The following is a 20,103-nucleotide window of genomic DNA, read 5'->3' as shown; positions in this document are numbered from 1 at the left end:
TTGGTATTGCATATTTATCTTGGTAATGAGATTATATTTAAACTTAAATAGCAAAAAAATCCCAAATCATATATAGTATTTATGTACTGCTAAGTTACATAAGTTGTAAAATGAGAAGTTAGCCTGTGTAGATAAATCTCTAAAAAATTTAATGATAAAAGTTATAAAGTTTTTCTGTATCAAACGGCTAATTCTGTAAGTTAATTTATAGATTTTATGTTGCTCGGATGAATGCGCCGTTGTTTTGGTTAATAAGTAATTTTGCTATAAACAATTTTTTGTAACATAACTTAAATAACTATGATGATTTCCATAACTGCCTACAAATTATTTATAAACCTATAAAAACAAACTTCTATAGATAAAATCTAGTTTCAAGTAATGAGAATGCAAGCTTTACAAAAATATAAAGTAGTAAGACACAAATATTGAGTCAAGTAATTACCTACCACTTGCCAAAATAAAGTATATGCATATCCCTCAAACCAAGAAACTCATCGAAACTCATTTGCATGAAAAATCGCCTCAGAAACCTGAGCAAGAAGGAATATTGAAAAATTCAATCAGTTTTGGTGGGCAATTAGAAGATAGCTGGCGGACTCTTTCAGAAGTATTGAATGATGCTGCCAAGTGTGAAAATCAAGGAATCACATATATTAGAAATGACGAAACCGAATATTTTCAGAGTTATAAAGATTTATATAACGATGCCCTCACTATTTTAGATGGACTTTATCAGCACGGACTGACATTAGGGGATAAAGTTATATTGCAAATTGGTAGAAGTCAAGATTTTATTCCCGCACTCTGGGCTTGTTTTTTAGGTGGAATTATTCCTGCACCTCTGAGCATTGCTCCCAATTACGATATAAAAAATGCCGCAGTTAAAAAACTTGAGAATGTCTGGCAGATTTTAGATCGACCTATTATATTATCCGATTGTGAATTAATTAGCGAAATAGAAAAACTAACTACTCAATCTAATTTAGAAGGATTGCAAGTAGTATCGATAGATGATTTACGAAGTCATCAATCTCCATCAAACCAACATTCGGCTGATGAATTACCTCATCTTGCACCACTAGATCCGGCATTATTACTATTTACTTCTGGTAGTACAGGTCTACCCAAGGGTGTGATGTTGCACCATCGTAACCTTTTATCCATGTCCGCCGGTACAGTGCGGATGAATAATTTTACACAACAAGAAGTTACGCTAAATTGGATGCCCTTAGACCATGTGGGGGCGATAGTATTCTTAGGAATTATGGCTGTGGATTTGGCTTGTCATCAAATTCATGTGCCAATTGAATTGATTCTGCGTCAACCACTCAAATGGTTAGACTTGATTCAAAAGCATCAAGTCAGTATCTCTTGGGCCCCTAACTTTGCATTCTCCTTAATTAATCAGTACGCCCAAGAACTTAACCAGTCTTGCTATGACCTCTCCTCAATCAAATTTTTAGTGAATGCAGGAGAGCAAGTTTCGGTCAAAACTATTCGCTTGTTTTTAGAACTTCTAGAAAAACATCAATTGCGAGATAGAGTAATTAAACCAGCATTTGGGATGACTGAATCTTGTTCTGGAATTACTTGGTCAGCAGGTTTAAGCAAAGATGAACTGATAGAAGAAAATAGTTTTGTATCTCTAGGACAGCCGATTCCTGGAGCTATTATTCGGATTATTGACCAAGAGAAGAATGTTTTGCCAGAAGGTGAAATTGGACGACTTCAGATTAAAGGCCCTTCTGTGACTGAAGGATATTATAATAACCCCGAATTAAATCAAGAAGTTTTTCAAGATAGAGGTTGGTTTACTACGGGTGATTTAGGTTATCTGCACAATGGTGAGTTAGTTATTACTGGTAGAGAAAAACAAGAAATTATTATTAACGGCATTAACTATTTTGCCCATGAAATTGAAACAACGATAGAAGAATTAGATGGTGTAGCTATTTCATATACGGCTGCTTTTGCAGTTTTCGACCAAAATAGAGAAACAGATTTATTAGTTATTACTTTTAGTCCAGAATCAAATAATCTTGAGCATTCGGTAAAATTAGTCAGACAAATTCGCAGCCATTTAACCCAGAAAGTAGGAATTGCGCCTGCTTATGTCATACCCTTGGAGGCTGAGTTAGTTCCGAAAACATCTATTGGTAAAGTTCAAAAAGCTAAATTAAAAAAAGATTTTGAACAGGGATTATTTGCCGATCGCATCCAAGCAATCAATGAATCTTTAGCTAGCGATCGCCAAAACAACCCCAGCTTACCACAGTCTGAAAATGAACGCCAAATCGCAGCCGTTTGGTGTGAAGTTTTGCAACTTTTTTCAGTTGGTTTACACGATAACTTCTTTGAATTGGGAGGTCATTCTCTACACTTAATTCGCGTCCAAAATCAATTAGAAAAACTTTTTGGTCGCCAGCTACCTCTAGCTGAAATGTTTAAAAATTCTACAGTTGCCACATTAGCTCATTTCTTAACTGAAGAATCTAATTCCACAACAGCTATAGAAGAAACAAGTCGCAAACGTGCCGAAAACCGTTCGCGTCATCATGACACTCATGATATTGCCATTATTGGCATGGCTGGTCGATTTCCTGGAGCTAACAACATTGATAGTTTCTGGGAAAATCTCAAAAACGGTGTCGAAACAATATCTTTCTTTTCAGAAGAAGAATTACTAGAGTCGGGAGTTTCTCCTGAACTTTTTCAGCAGCCTAATTATGTCAAAGCCAGACCAATTCTTGATAAAGCAGAGTATTTTGATAGCGACTTCTTTGGATACACAGACAGAGAAGCAGAATTGCTCGACCCACAGCAACGTTTACTGCTCCAATCTAGCTGGGAGTGTTTAGAAAACGCCGGCTACAATCCTATCTCATATCAGGGAGCGATCGGAATGTTTGCTGGAGCAAGCATGAACACTTATTTTATCAATAACTGTTATCCAAATCGCGGTCAATTAGATAGCAATGACAAATTACAACCCTTCACATTAGATTCGATGGGAGGGTTCCAAACAATGGTGGCTAACGATAAAGACTATGTGACGACGCGGATTTCTTATAAATTAAATCTGCGCGGCCCTAGCGTCAACGTCCAAACAGCCTGTTCCACCGGACTAGTAGTTGTGCATCTGGCTTGTCAAAGTTTGCTCAATGGTGAAAGTGACATGGCTTTAGCTGGAGCTGCTTCTGTCAACTCTCCCCAAAAGATCGGTTATTTGTATCAAGAAGGTTTGATTGTTTCTCCAGATGGGCATTGTCGCGCCTTTGATGCTCAAGCCAATGGTACTATTTTTGGCAGTGGCGTTGGGGTAGTTTTACTCAAGAGATTAACAGATGCTCTAGCAGATAGCGATCGCATCTACGCTGTGATTAAAGGATCTGCTATCAATAACGATGGTGGCACAAAATTGGGATTTGCAGCTCCAGGAGGAGAAGGTCAGACTTCAGTCGCAGCCGAAGCACTAGCCTTTGCCGGAGTCGAGGCTGATACTATTGGCTTTGTAGAAGCTCATGGCACAGGTACAAAACTCGGAGACCCCATTGAAATCGATGCCTTGGCTAGAGCATACAGCGCCGCACATCAGGGCGAGTGTGCTTTGGGGTCTGTGAAGACAAATATCGGACACATGCAAATTGCTTCTGGTATTGTTGGTCTTATCAAAGCTGCTCTAGCTCTCAAACATCAAATTATTCCCCCGACTCTACACTTCAATACTCCCAACCCCCAAATTGATTTTTCCAAGACTCCTTTTTATGTCAATACCGCAGCCATCCCCTGGGCTGCAAAGCAACAAGATGGTAAAGAATTGCCTCGGCGCGCTGGGGTTAACTCTTTAGGAATTGGTGGCGTAAATGCTCATATCGTGTTGGAAGAAGCTCCCGCCATTAATCTCCAGCCCAATGACATCAAACGTCCCCAGCATTTACTCACACTCTCTGCCAGAACCGAACAAGCTTTGGGAGATTTAGCAAAAAGCTATGCAGAATTTCTCGAAAATCATCCCGAAAGCGATATCTGTGATGTCGCATTCACAGCCAATACTAGCCGAGTTAAATTCAGGAATCGTTTGGCGATAACTGGTTCTGAAATTGATGATTTTGTCACTAAATTACATCAGTTTGGACAACAAGATATAGAGTCGGTAATTCACGCTCAAGTTGATGAAAAGCAGCCTCCCAAAATTGCCTTCTTGTTTACAGGACAAGGTTCTCAATATCCGGGAATGGCTCATCAACTCTATCAAAGTCAACCAACTTTCCGGCAAACTTTAGACCAATGTGAAACGATATATCAAGAACTCACTGGTAAATCTTTACTGCAAGTGATATTTGCTAATTCCGATGCAGCTTTAAATCGTACATCTTATACCCAACCAGCTTTATTTGTTGTTGAAGTAGCACTGGCTCAATTATGGCGTTCTTGGGGCATTCAGCCGACTGCTGTTTTAGGACACAGTTTGGGTGAATATGCTGCTGCTTGTTTTGCAGGAGTTTTTGATATTGAAAGTGGTTTAAAACTAATCGTACGCAGAGCAAATTTAATTGGGGAATTACCCGCAGAGCAAGGAGCGATGGCAGCCATTTTTCTTGATGAAAAATCTGTGCGTCAATTGTGTAGAAATCAGGGAATAAAAGTTGCGATCGCAGCCATCAACGCCGAACAACATACAGTAATTTCCGGCGAACAAAAAATTATTCAACACCTTTGCGAACACTTTAGCAACGAAGGAATTAAAGTTCGCCAAATCAAAGTTTCTCATGCTTTTCACTCACCACTAATCGCACCCGTATGCGAAGAATTTAAAAATACTCTGCAAGAAATTGACTTTGCCAAACCTCAAATTCCCATCATCTCTAACTTGACAGGAGAAATTGCAGATGACAGCATTGTTACTCCTGAGTATTGGATTCAGCATTTGTTGCATACTGTGCAATTTCATCAAGGAGTTTTGTCTCTGCAATCTTTAGGTTGTGATACTTTTATTGAAATTGGCCCGCAACCTATTTTATTAGGAATTATCCAATCATCGATATCTTTATCTGACCCCCTAATATTACCGAGTTTACGCTCAGGATTTTCTAATTGGGAAGTTCTACTAGAAAGCCTTGGCAAACTTTATGTACGTGGTGCAGATATCGATTGGTTTGGTATTGATAAAGATTACCAACCTCGAAGATGCGCTTTACCAACTTATCCTTTCCAGCAACGCCGACATTGGATTCCTTTAAAGACTCAAGTCTCAATTTCAGAAGAATCTGCTGTTGTCAAGATGTTGTCTCAAAAAGATACAAAAAGCTTGATGCAGACTTTACTAGAAACTGGCAATTATTCTGAAGGTGAAAAACAAACTTTATCAACAATTGTTCAACAATTAATTCAGCTACATCATCAAGACACTGGTAATTCTAATTTTGAAAACTTACTTTACCAGTTGGAATGGTTGCCTTATGCTTTATCAGCTAGCAAATTACAAAATCTAGAAACAATTCAAACTGCTTTAGATTCTTATTTGGGAGAACAAATAAAATCCGCACAATTTACAGGAGTTTCTCTAGCTTTTTCGGAGATGGAAAAACTCAGTGCAGACTTTATTGTGCAAGCTTTAAAAGATTTGCAACTATTTCAAATCAATACTATCTTCTCTTCAGAAAATAGTTTCCGTCAAGCTGGCATTAAAGAGGAGCATAGATTGCTGTGGCAACATTGCCTGAATATATTGGCAGAAACAGGCATTTTAGAAAAACAGGGTTCTAACTGGAAAATCATCAGTGAACCGCGACAATCCGATCCCGATCTAACAGTAGAAGATTTGATTGTTCAGTACCCAAATGCTCGTGTAGAATTAACACTGTTTAGGCGAGTTGCTGGCAATCTTGCAGCCATACTTACAGGTAAAATTTCTCCTTTATCCATTTTATTTTCTCAAGATGGGCAAATTGGAGCCGCAGAGTTTTATAAAGATACATCTTGGGCAGAAGTTCTCAACCTTGGTATCTCTAAAACTGTTGAACTTTTATTAGCCAAGTATTCTCAACTTGAACCAATCAGAATTCTAGAAATTGGTGCGGGAACTGGAGCCACTACCCATCAAATTCTCTCAGCTTGCGCTTCTGGTAAAATCACTTACACATTTACTGATATCTCGCCATTCTTTTTAGAAACTGCTAGAGATACTTTTGCTCAATTTTCCTTCATCGAATACAAAGTTTTGGACATAGAAAAAGACCCCGAACTTCAAGGTTTTTCACCCAATTCTTACGATTTGATTATTGCGGCAAATGTATTGCATTCTACGCAGGATTTACAAAGAGAAACCTTACCCCACATTCGAGGTTTGCTGCGTCCTGGAGGACATTTATTACTCCTAGAACTTACCAATCAGTCGCGGTGGATTGATTTGATATTTGGTGTGGCTCAAGGTTGGTGGCGGTTTAGCGAGCGCAATTTACGCCCAGACCATCCCATCATTACAGCATCTACTTGGCAATCTATCCTCTTAGAATCTGGCTTTGCTCAAGCTGAATTTATTTCTCCTGACGAAAAAATTGGCAGTCCTTTATTTCAGCAAAGTATTATTGTTGCCCAAAATACCGATCGAACTAGCGATATTTCGGGTAATTGGCTAATTTTTACCGATGAAAGCGACAATCTAGCTGTAGCAATTCAACAGCAACTAATAAAAGATTTTGGTGATTGTGCGATCGCCAATTCTAAAAATAGCTCTGAGCTAGAAACATGGTTAGCTTCATCTCCATCTTTGCGTGGGATTATTTATCTTGTAAATGCAGATGAAAGCCAGCAATATGAGTCTACTTTATTTCATCGCTGTAGCAATTTCTTAAATCTTCTCCAGGCGATTAAAAAAATACCATTACCGCCTAAATTATTCCTCGTCACCCAAGGCGGTCAACCTTTTAAATTAGATCGGCCATCTTTTGTTACTCAATCTCCCCTTTGGGCTTTGGGGCGCGTGATGGCGCTAGAAGAACCAGAATTATGGGGAGGAATGATAGACCTCGACCCCCACGCCGATATTGCTCAAAATCTTGCCGCTTTACTCTCAGGATTGACAAATGTCACGGAAGATCATCTTCTCTTCCGCAACAGTCAAGCTTACGTTGCGCGTCTTTCTCCCCAAGAATCTCTACCGACAAAACCAGTCACTATCCAAGCTCAAGCAACCTATTTGATTACAGGAGGTATTGGTCATCTAGGGTTGCAACTTGCCCAGCATCTAGTTGATTTGGGTGCGAAAAATTTGATTTTGACTACGCGCCGCCAATTTCCATCACGATCTGAGTGGGAGTCACAAACCGAATTTGCAGAAATTATTCAAAATCTCAGAACTTTAGAACAAAGAGGAGCATCTGTAGAAGTTTGTCAGGCAGATGTTGGAGATTTTGAGCAAATGTCCCGCATCTTTGCCAATATCCAAAAAACATCTCATCCACTACGAGGTATTTTCCATCTCGCCGGAGTATCAGGACGCAAAGTTAGATTAAGCGAATGTACATTAGACGATCTCGCAGAGGTTTTTCAGGCTAAAGTTCGCGGTTCTTGGAATTTACACGAGTTATCTTTAGCAACGCAATTAGACTACTTTGTATTTTTCTCTTCCGCAGGTGCAATTTGGGGAGCCAAAGAGCAAGGTTTATACGATGCTGCTAATCATCTAATGGATGCATTAGCTCATTTACGTCATCTTAAAGGATTACCTGCTACTAGTTTGAATTGGGCATTATTAGCTGGAAACGGCATAGTTTCTCAAGAATATGAAGATTGGCTCAAACAAATTGGTATGAAAGAAATTCCCCTGAATAAAGCTTTGGCAGCGATGACCGCGATAATGGGGTCTGGAAAAACGCAAATTTTACTAGCTGATGTAGATTGGGTACAGTTCAAAAACATTTACCAATTTCATGGTAATAAACCTCTTTTAAATAAATTAGGACAAACCCAAATTGATGTTAAATCAATTAAAGAATCAAGTAGTTCGCGCCGTTTGATAGAAGAGATTCCCCCAGGAGAACGTCGAGAACATTTATTTACATACGTTGGGAAACAAGTAGCTACTATTTTAGGGATAAAGGAGATACCTAATCCAGATCGAGGATTCTTAGAAATGGGAATTGATTCTTTACTTTCTATAGAATTAAAGAATCGTTTAGAAAAAGGATTGGAGGTTTCTTTACCTACTTCTCTAATATTTGATTTTCCCAATATTACAAAATTGGTTGATTATTTAATGGAACAGGTTTTTGGTTGGCAGGTTAATGTATCTGCAAATGTTGCTCCTATTCAGCAGGAGGTTGATGAGGATTTAATTTTACAAGAGTTGGCAGATTTAGAGGCTTTTTTGGGTAATTCGTAATTATTCGTAATTAATTCAGGTTTATGGATATATCAGATAACGACAAGTCTATCCAAGCGAGAGTGTTTAAGGCACTGAATGAAGCGAAGGAGAAATTAAAGGCTGTTGAAGCTCAACAAAGCGAACCGATCGCAGTTGTTGGTTTGGGTTGTCGTTTTGGTAAAAATATTTCTACTCCTGAAGGATTTTGGTCTTTTCTGAAAGCTGGTGGTAATACACTCAGAGATATCCCTGGCGATCGCTGGAATATATCTGATTTTTATGACTCAGACCGTGGTAAACCTGGCAGAATTTATGTATCTCAAGGCGGTTTTCTCGATGATGTCTCGATGTTCGATCCGCACTTTTTCGGGATTGCACCGCGAGAAGCTTTGCATATCGATCCCCAGCAAAGATTACTCTTAGAAGTTGCCTATGAGGCGTTAGAAGATGCTGCTATGGCTGCGCCTAACGCCAGAATCGGCAAAACTGGCGTTTTTATTGGCATCACAAACAACGATTATGCTCGTCTGATTGCACCAGGAGGAGATTATAACACAGTTGGTGCTTATCATATCTCTGGCAACCATCTAAATGCTGCTGCCGGACGCATTTCTTATCTTTTGAATCTCAATGGCCCCAGTCTGGCGATCGATACGGCGTGTTCTTCTTCGTTGGTAGCAGTTCATCTGGCGTGCCGTTCTTTACGGGCGCAGGAATGCCGACAAGCGTTGGTGGGAGGAGTGAACTTAATTCTCACGCCGGAAGTGCCGATCGCATTGTGCAAAAATCAGATGTTAGCTGCTGACGGTAGGTGCAAAACCTTTGACGAAAGCGCTGATGGGTTTGGGATTGGTGAGGGGTGCGGAGTTATCGTTTTAAAAAGATTGAGTGAAGCCTTAGAAGATGGCGATCGCATTTGGGCGTTAATTCGGGGAACAGCCGTAAATAACGATGGTGCGAGTGGCGGCTTTACAGTTCCTAACGGCCCGATGCAGACAGATTTAATTCGTGAGGCTCTCGCTGACGCTCGTTTAAGCGCCGATGCTATCGATTATGTCGAGGCTCACGGTACTGGTACATCTTTGGGAGATCCCATTGAAATTAAAGCGATGGCTGATGCTTTGTGCATCAATCGCTCTCCATCTCAACCTTTGTTAGTCGGTTCGCTCAAAACAAATCTCGGTCATCTGGCGGCGGCGGCAGGAATTTCTGGTTTGATCAAGACTGTATTATCTATCTACCATGCTGAAATTCCGGCTCATCTCAATTTGCAAAAACCAAATCCTCATATTAATTGGGATAGCTTACCGTTAGATGTGGTGACACAAACTCGTCCTTGGACTGTTAACAATGGCAAGATGAAAGCAGCCGGAGTCAGTTCATTTGGAGCATCGGGAACTAATGCTCATGTTATCTTGAGCGAACCTCCACAAGTACAATCTGCGACTACAAATATATTTCCTATACTGGTTACTCTGTCTGCTAAAGATGATGAACGTTTGCGTCTATTAGCTACTAACTTCGTTAATTATATTGACCAAAAAGGTGATGTTAACTTAACTGATATCGCTTTTTCTCTAAATACAGGTCGTTTTCACCATCAACAAAGATTATCTTTATTAGTTTCTAACACTGCCAATTTTCGAGAACAGCTTCAGGCTTTTGCTAGCAATAATAGTCGAGAAACTAATATTATTCACAACGAGGTACAAGCAAATCCCAAAATCGCTTTTGTTTGCAATGATGTCAAGATATTCTCTGGGATTGGGAAAGAAGTTTTTGTCAATGAACCTGTATTTCGTGATGCTTTGATTCGATGCGATCGCCTATTCCAAAATTATTTAAATTTCTCTCTAGAAGACTTACTCGATAAAAATCAAAATATAGACGATCCTTTATATGTTCAACCAGCAGTATTCACTCTCCAATATGCTCTTTGTGAACTCTGGAAATCTTGGGGAATTCGCCCTTCGGCAATTTTCGGCTATGGTTCGGGCGAGTATATTGCTGCTCAACAAGCTGGAGTTTTTTCGCTGGAGGATGCAGTTAAGTTAGTTGCAACTCGCGCTAAATTATCTGGAGAAAGCAAATTTTTAGCTTTTAAAAAAGTAGCTGAAGAAGTTTTTTATAGCAATCCGCAACTCACTTTAATTTCCAGTTTGAATGGTGAAGTTGTGAGTAATTCTATTAAAACTGCTGCTTACTGGGTGCAACAGCTACGTCAATCAGGCAATATTGATAAAGGAATTGCCACTCTGCATCAGATGGGTTATAAAATATTTCTAAAAATTGGAAATCAGCCTACTTTAGCTAATATAGAGCGTAGTAATTTACCTACGAATGAAATCCTTTGCTTATGTAGTTTAGCGAAAGATTGCAGTAATTATCAGCAAATACAAACAGTCTTAGCCGAACTGTATGTACGAGGTGTAAATATTAATTGGAAAGAATTTCATCGTTCTCGCTCAGGGCAGAAAATTAGTTTACCCAATTCTCCTTTTCTTCGCAAACGCTACTGGATAGACTCTGCTACTAAATCCGATCGCCCTCATTCTGGACATCCTTTACTAGGCGATCGCTTCTCCTCTCCTCTATCTTCTATTCAATATCGAGCTAGTATTAGTCAAAATAGCCCCGCATTTTTAGCAGAACATCAAGTTTTTGAGAAACCGATATTTCCCGGTGCAGCATTTATCGAAATGGCGTTAGCGGCGACAGAAAGTCAAGCAGTAAGTTTAGAAAATATTGAATTTAAAAAAGCATTATTACTGCAAAAACAAGAAGATACACTACAACTAATTATTGACCGAAATAACTTTCACATATATCATCAAAGTAATAATAGCTGGGATGAACTTGTTAGCGGAAAAATTGAGGATTTAAAGTCACTAAATGTAAATCGCCAAAATTTAGCACAATTAGCTGCTAATTATCCAGAACAGCTTGATATTAATTCATTTTATGAAACCTACCAAAAATCGGGAGTCAATTACGGTAGAAGCTTTCAAATAATCAATCAGCTTAAATCTGGTAAAAATAGTGCATTTGCTGAAATAAAATTAACAAATAGTCAGAGTTTAGAAGCGAAAAATTATCGTTTTCATCCGGCGATGTTGGATGCTTGTTTTCAGGCGATCGCTGCGATTTTATTTCAGCAAGAATCATCTGTAACTTATGTACCAGTTCGCATTGCTAAATTTCAATTCTTCAACTCTCCAAGCGATCGTGTTATCAGTGCAGCTAGACTAACTAAAAGTTCTGATAATTTTATTATCTCTGATATTGATATATATTCAGAACAAGGCGATTTACTAGTAGCAATTACAGGATTTGAACTCAAATCTGTTCAGCGCCAAGAACTTATCCACCATCAAAACGAACCACAATCTTACCTAGAAGAGTGGATTAGTTTAGCACCATTATTACCTGATGGTAGAGAATCTCTAATAACTCCTGATGTCATTAAAACTCAAATCCAACCACAGGAATTAGAACAGCAATTGGCAAATAAATTGTCCCAATACGAACGCTTGCTTGAAGAGATGGAAGGTTTAAGCGTAAGTTATATATGGGAAGGTTTAAAAGAGCTTAATTGGCAACCAGAATTAGGTCAAATTTATCAAGAAGAACAAATTGCTGTTCGAGGTGGAGTAGTTGATTTTTATCGCCCTTTATTATCGCGGTGTTTAGATATTCTAGCGGAGGAGGGTATTCTTAATCTGCAAAAAAATGACTGGTTATTCACCAAAGAACCAGAGATACTTGCATCTCAATTGCAAGTCCAAAACCTCCGCAGCGAATTTTCTGATTATCTGGCAGAAATTAATTTAATAGAACGTTGTGGTTCGGCTTTAGCTGCGGTAATGCGTCGCCAAATTGAGCCGTTAGAATTATTATTTCCTCAAGGCGATTTGAATGCGATCGCATCTGTATATTCTGATGCGGCTGGTGTTAAGTTGATGAATGAACTAGTTGCAGCCACAATTAAATGTGCAGTAGCAAATTTACCAATAAGTCGTCAGCTACGAATCCTCGAAATTGGAGGCGGAACGGGTTCTGCTACCGCAGGAATTTTACCACATTTACCTCCACAAATTGAATATATATTTACGGATATTTCTTCTAGTTTTTTAACCAGAGCCAAAGAAAGTTTTAGTGATTATCCCTTCATTCAATATCAAACTTTAGATATTGAAAAAAATCCCCTGACTCAAGGTTTTCTTCCAGGAAGTTTTGATATTATTATCGCTGCTAATGTTCTTCATGCCACAACAGATATTAACAAAACACTTGAAAATGTCCGTTCTCTAATAGCTCCTGATGCTCTACTAATACTATTAGAAAGTACTGGGGCGCGTCGTTGGGTAGATTTAACCTTTGGTTTAACAGAGGGATGGTGGTTATGTAGTCAAGATCCACTCCGAAATGGTTATCCTTTAGTAGATACGGAACATTGGCAAAATTTACTCGCTAATCATGGATTTGTAGAAGTTAACGTCATCGAACCAACCAAACCAGAGACACGCAATCTATTACGACAAAGCGTCATCATTGCTAAAGAAAATGGCGATTCTAAGTCTGTTTCTCATGAATTAATCTTTGCCGATAATAAAGGAATTGCTTGCAGTTTAATCACCCCATTCCAACAAAGGGGAGTTGCTTGTTCTCTCATTTTGCCTGAAGAAATCGATCCCGATAACGCCGACGATTATTTATCACTATTACAAAACCTTTTAACGCCAGAAACTCGTGAAATAATCTACCTCTGGCCCTTACAAGAAATAGAAGGCGAAATTTATCAAGCAGTAGAGATTCATTGTAGACGTTTCCTATTTTTACTTCAGGCATTATTACAACAAAAAAATCCACCTGCACTGATTCTTATCACTCAAGGTTCTGTCCCAGCAAAAGAAATCACCACCTTAACTTCTCCAGCCCAATCTTCGTTATTGGGAATCGCTTTGAGCTTAGTTCTAGAGCATCCCGAACTAAATTTTAGAGCAATTGATTTAGATCCTCACGCCCAAGATTTAGGAGAAAAATTATTTAGAGAAATTTACAGCAACACCCAAGAAAACCGCATCGCTTTGCGGGGCGAACAACGCTTTTCTCCGCGTTTGGTAGAGCGCAAACTAGCAGATAGTAACATCAATTTCCGTCAAGATGGCTTTTATCTAATTTCTGGTGGTACAGGCGGGTTGGGTTTAGCCACAACCCGATGGATGATAGAACGTGGCGCTCGTCATTTAGTATTATGCAGTCGCAGTGGTGCAAAAGCTCTCACTCCTGAAATTCTGGAAAGCCTGCAATCAACTAACACAGATATCCAAATTAAAGATGTTGATGTCACAGATGCAAAGAAACTGCACGCCTTACTAGAAGAATGCCGATCGCAGTATCCAGTACGGGGAATTTTCCACATCGCTGGCACTTTAGACGATACAACATTACTGCGACTGACACCAGAACGTTTTAACCATGTTCTCGCGCCCAAGGTGAAAGGAACTTGGCTACTGCATCAACTAACTCTGAACGATCCTTTAGATTTCTTTGTTTGTTATACCTCTGCGGTGTCGCTAATTGGCTCGGCAGGACAAGCTAATGCTGCGGCTGCAAATGCCTTTGAGGATGCCTTTACCTATTATCGTCATGCACGCAATCTGCCTGCAACAGTCGTCAATTGGGGGCCGTGGAGCGAAATTGGCGCAGCAGTCGATCGCAATGTTTTAGAAAGATTAGCAGCCAAAGGTTATGATGCGATCGCACCCGATTTAGCACTCAATACTTTAGAAAAAATCTTGTTAAACAAGATTGTGCGTGCTGGTGTTATTTCTATTGACTGGAAGCGTTTTCCATACATTAATCAAAGCTTTTATCAAAACTTCTTACCCCAAGGAAAAGCTAAATCTCAAACTGCATCAAATATTTTAGAGCAATGGCAAACCGTACCTGTAAAACAGCGCCGCGATTTACTTATCCGCCAGATTAGTTTGCGAGTTTCCACTGTATTAGGATTGTCAACTAAGGAAATATCTCCCCAACAAGGCTTTTTTGATATGGGGATGGACTCACTCACCTCTACAGAACTTCGCAATCTTCTACAAACAGATTTCAACTGTTCTTTATCAACAACAATTACTTTTCGGTTTCCCAATGTGGAAACTTTAGCAGATTATCTCCTGCGAGAAGTTTTAAATATTTCGGAAATACAAACTCCTGTACAAAAACTCAATCCTAATCAACCTAACCCCCCTTTCCTTGTAGAGAATGGCAGTTTCAAAGCCTCTCTCCCAGTGGGGGAGAGGTTTGGAGAGGGGTTATACGGTAAACTTGATGATTTTTCAAACATCCTCTCAGAAAAACCACAGCAAGCAGAAGATCCAATTGTGATTGTCGGGATGGCTTGCCGATTTCCTGGGGGTGCGGATGATTTGGAATCATTCTGGCAACTTTTAGAACAAGGGAAAGATGCAGTCAGAGAAGTTCCAGGCGATCGCTGGGACATTCAAGACTGGTATCATCCCGATCCAGATACACCAGGAAAAATATATTCTCCTTACGGAGCATTTCTAGAACAAATAGATCGATTTGATGCGGAATTTTTTGGTATTATCCCCCGCGAGGCTGTCGCTATAGATCCTCAGCAACGCTTGCTACTAGAAACTACTTGGCAAGCTTTAGAATCAGCCGGACAAAATCCGCAGCAGTTACGCAACAGTCAAACTGGTGTTTTTGTGGGGGCGATGACTCAAGACTATGCCCAGTTGAGTTATGCACCAGAAGCAATCAACGCCTATACCGGTTCTGGAACTTCTGTAAGTGTAGCCGCCGGTCGTCTTTCTTATGTACTGGGCTTGCAAGGGCCATCAATGACGGTTGATACTGCTTGTTCTTCTTCTTTAGTAGCAGTACATTTAGCTTGCAATGCGTTGCGTAATGGTGAGTGCGATATTGCCTTGGCGGGTGGTGTCAACATCATGTTAACCCCGGTAATTTCCTTAATTGAAAGTCGCGCTCAGATGCTTGCACCTGATGGACGTTGCAAGACTTTTGATGCGAGTGCCAATGGTATGGTGCGCGGCGAAGGTTGCGGGATGATTGTTTTGAAGCGGTTAAGTCAAGCAATTAAAAATGGCGATCGCATTTTAGCTAGAGTTCATGGTACAGCCGTGAATCATGATGGCCCGAGTAGTGGGCTGACTGTACCTAATGGCGATGCTCAAGAAAAATTATTACAGCAAGCACTGAAGACAGCGAAACTCAAACCAGAGCAAATAGATTTTATCGAAGCTCATGGTACTGGGACTGCGATCGGCGATCCGATAGAATTAGAAAGTATGGCTGCGGTATTTAGCGATCGTCCTCAAAATCGACCTTTAATTATTGGTTCTGTCAAAACTAATTTAGGACATTTAGAAGGAGCAGCCGGAATTGCTGGGTTAATCAAAACTGTTTTAGCCTTACAACACCATAAAATTCCTCCCCATCTTCACTTTCAACAACCCAACCCCCGTTTTGATTGGAGTTCTCATATTTTTGAAGTTCCAGTACATGGAAAAGACTGGCATTTTAGCGAACGAGAACGCATCGCGGGAGTAAGTTCTTTTGGATTTAGTGGTACTAATGCTCATATTATTGTTGGAGAAATTGCATCTAACTCTCCGCAAAAATCCGAGAATAAATTTTACCTACTGCCGCTTTCGGCTCGTTCTGAAAAATCTCTCAAAGAGTTAGCCAAAAATTATCAGTACGCTTTGAATGAGTCTGTTAATTTAGCAGATGCTTGTTTTACTGCCAGTACAGGGCGGGCTGTTTTCCAACATCGATTGTGTGTTTTAGCCGACTCAATTACTACAGCACAAACAGCACTTGCTGATTTCCAAACCGGTGAAGATTCTCATAATGTAATTACGCCAATTTCATCAGAAACTCAACCAAATGTAGCTTTTCTATTTTCAGGACAAGGTTCTCAATATTCAGGGATGGGACAAACTCTTTACAACCAAGAACCTGTCTTTAGAAATACTTTGGATCTTTGTAACAAAATCTTAGAACCTATTTTAGGAAAATCGCTGTTAGATTTAATCTTTCAATTGCCAAATAGCGAGTTGCTCGAACAGACTCAAATCACACAGCCAGCACTTTTTGCAGTTGAATATGCACTTGCTAAATTATGGCAATCTTGGGGAATACAACCTTCTGCACTTTTAGGACACAGCATTGGTGAATATGTCGCCGCTTGTTTAGCAGGAGTCTTTTCTTTAGAAGATGCCTTGCAATTAGTCGTCCAACGCGGTCGCTTGATGGGAGAATTACCGCACAATGGGGCAATGGCAGCAATTTATGCTGATTATCAAACAGTAGCAAATTATCTTACTCCATACAAAAATCAAGTAAATATTGCCGCAGATAATGGTGCAATTAATGTCATTTCTGGCTTGATTGAAATTGTTGATCGACTAGAGAAAACTTTTATAGAACAGGGTTATAAAACTAAACGCTTGGCAGTATCTCATGCTTTTCATTCTCTGTTAATGGAGCCAATTCTTGATGAATTCGCCAAGGTTTTAAATAAAATTTCTTTTCATGAACCAAGCTTGACTATTATTAGCAATATCACGGGTAAACCAATTGGTCAAGAAATTACTACTCCTGATTATTGGCTGCGCCATCTTCGCAACACTGTGCATTTTGGTCAAGGATTTAAATTCTTAATTGACAGTGGTTATCGCCATTTTTTAGAGTTAGGGCCGAAGCCTGTGTTACTGGGTATAGCACGGCTAACTTATCAAATCAAAGAAATATCATGGCTACCCAGTATCGTACCCGGACAAGATGAACAAACTCAGATGTACAGAAGTTTAGCGACACTTTTTGTTAATGGTTATTCTGTAGAATGGACAGAGGTATTTAAGCAAGGAAAGCGGATTCCTTTACCTACTTATCCATTTCAGCGAGAACGTTACTGGCTAAAAAATTCACAATTTTCTGTAGCCGATCTCAAAACTAAGTTGCATCCTTTTATTAGCGATGTGAAAAAACTAGCTACGGGAGAATTTATTTTTGAAGGAGAGATAAGTGCTGATAATCCAGAATATCTGGAAGAACACAAGGTATTTGGAAAAATATTATTTCCGGCTACGGGTTTTATTGAAGCAATTTTAGTAGCTAGCCAGAAAATATTTACTGATAATTTGGCGATTATTCAAAATGTGTCTATTCATCAGGGATTACTTTTATCTCAATCTCCAATCAGATTACAAATGATTTTTAAGCCTAATAAGCCATTTGGCTATGGTTTTGAAATATTTAGTAGTGATTCGGCAAAAGATAACTGGATTCTCCATGTAACTGGTGAAATTAAACCCAACAATCAAAAAACACCCACATCTGTTAGTAATTGGTCTGATCAAAAAGGAGAATCTGTTGAGATTTCCAAATTTTATCAGCTTTATCAGCAGATGGGAATTAGCTATGGTACGCGTTTTCAAGCTATTCAAGAACTAAATTATTTAAGCAATGGTTCTCAAGCTAAGATTAGTATCGATCGCAGTTTGACAGATCGGCGATATTGTCTGCATCCCGTGCTTTTAGATGCTTGCTTGCAAAGTGTTGGTGCGGCTTTCCCAGAAATTCACGGCCAAGAATTACATTTACCTTATGGTTTCTCTTCATTAGAATTATTTGGCAATCCTGGTACTCAAGCTTGGACGCACATTGATGTTAAATCTAATACTAACGGTGAAATATGCGTAAACGTAGATGTTTACGATGAGCAAGAACAGCTTTGCGCTCGGTTTACAGACTTAATAGCACGGCGTACTAATCCGGCAATTTTACAACGTTTATGGCAGGAGAATGAAAATAATTGGTTTTATCAGGTTCAATGGCAAAAGCTTGATACACTTCCAACTATTACAGGAAACTCTCAAAATTCTTGGTTAGTGTTTGTCCATCCTGGAACAGCATTGAATCAGTCGAGCGATTTATTGAAAAAAGCTGGAGAACGAGTCATCACTGTAGAATTTGGTGATGAATATAAATGCCATTTTCAAGATGAGTTTATCATCAATCCATCTCAAAAATCTGATTTTCAACGCTTATATCAAGAAGCATATCCATCGGGAGAATTTCCTACGGGTGTGATTTATGCTTGGGAAAATGTACCTGATGAAGAATGTTCGGATACAGTTTACAAGAGTTGTCATGCTGCATTGCACTTAATTCAAACTCTTACTACTAGTTGGAAAAAACTACCTGATTTATGGTTAATAACTCGCGGTGCAAATCGAGTGCTAGCTGAGACTGATTTGCAACCTCAACAATCTTCCCTTTGGGGATTAGGCGCAGTAATTAATAATGAATACCCGCAAATTCGTTGTGTATGTTTAGATTTATCGCCCACGGTAGAACTGAATGAAGCTGAATTTTTATTCAACGAATTCCACGCTTCTAGCAGCGAGTCACACCTAGCTTTACGCCAAGGAAACCGCTATGGAGCAAGGTTAGTATCTGCAACAATTCCTACAGCCCAAAAACAGCAGCTAGTTACCAAAGAAGGAACTTATTTAATTACTGGTGGTTTAGGTAAACTGGGCTTATTAATGGCTGAGTGGTTATCAGAAATGGGAGCTAAACATTTAGTTTTATGTAGCCGCAATGTTAAATCTCAACCAGAAGCGATCGCCTCGTTAACTAAAAATGGTACACAGATTACAATTATCAGCGCTGATATTACCTCAGCAGCAGATATGGAACAACTTTTCTCCCGTTTTGGCACAGATTTACCTTCTTTACGTGGAGTAATTCACGCGGCGGCTGTCTTAGATGATGGGCTTTTGAGCAATCAAAATTGGCAAAGATATCAAAATGTCATGCGTCCCAAAGTAGAAGGTACTTTATTATTAGACCGCTACACCCGCAATCTATCTTTAGACTTTTTTGTTGCCTTTTCTTCTGCTGCTGTAATTCTCGGTTCGCCCGGTCAAAGTAGTTACGCTGCTGCGAATGCTTTTATGGATGCTTTAATGCAGCAACGACAAAGTTTAGGATTACCAAGTATCAGTATCAATTGGGGAGCATGGGATACAGGAAATGAAATTGACAAACAACGTTTTGCTAATTGGGGTATTCAAAGTATGTCTTCTGATACCGCCCTAAAATATCTCAGCCAGTTGATTCTGGCTAACGTTTATCAAGGAGCTATTATTGATATTGATTGGTCTACTTTTTATCAAGCTTTTCAGATTAATCAACCATTCTTTGCTGAAGCGATCGCAATCAAAGAAAATAGCAAAGAAGCAAAATTGTTAAAACAATTAAAATCTGTAGCTGTAGATGAGCGAACAACAACTTTAGCTCAAGGAATTGAGCAAGTTTTACGCGAAGTTACCGGATTAGCCCCAAGTACTGTTATTCCTCAAAAAACCTCATTTTTAGAGTTAGGTTTAAATTCGTTAATGGTACTAGAATTTAAAAATCGACTAGAAATTAACTTAGCTTGCACTTTACCATCATCTGTAATATTTGATTACCCTAATATCACAAGTATTAGTAATTATCTGAAAGAAGAAGTCTTAGCTGATAGTATCGAATTTGAGGTAGAAATAAACTCACAAACATCTGCTCCAAATCCTTATGACAGCCTTGATGAAGACGAACTAGCAACACTACTTAATCAAAAGCTAGCAGAACTAGAACAATATGATGAATAAAGCACCTTTAACTAACACTTT

At 39.3% G+C, this 20,103-nt stretch carries 2 protein-coding genes; both read left to right on the top strand.

The annotated features are described in order from the left end of the window. The first annotated feature begins 469 nt into the window (after positions 1-469). Complete coding sequence (locus RMZ42_RS16455) at positions 470-8,386, top strand: type I polyketide synthase (RefSeq protein WP_322672382.1); 7,917 nt, start codon at positions 470-472, stop codon at positions 8,384-8,386. Between the two features lie 23 nt (positions 8,387-8,409). Beyond that, positions 8,410-20,082: an SDR family NAD(P)-dependent oxidoreductase gene (locus RMZ42_RS16450; RefSeq protein ID WP_322672381.1), complete on the top strand. Its 11,673-nt coding sequence runs from the start codon at positions 8,410-8,412 to the stop codon at positions 20,080-20,082. Positions 20,083-20,103: the final 21 nt, after the last annotated feature.

This window comes from Nostoc sp. DedQUE05, assembly GCF_034530955.1.
Taxonomy (GTDB): Bacteria; Cyanobacteriota; Cyanobacteriia; order Cyanobacteriales; family Nostocaceae; genus Nostoc.
This window is presented reverse-complemented; position numbering and strand designations above follow the sequence as displayed.

What these genes read in the sequence shown, in the direction of transcription:
- RMZ42_RS16450 (WP_322672381.1), top strand. Translation starts at nt 8,410, where the DNA reads ATGGATATATCAGATAACGACAAGTCTATCCAAGCGAGAGTGTTTAAG.
- RMZ42_RS16455 (WP_322672382.1), top strand. Translation starts at nt 470, where the DNA reads ATGCATATCCCTCAAACCAAGAAACTCATCGAAACTCATTTGCATGAA.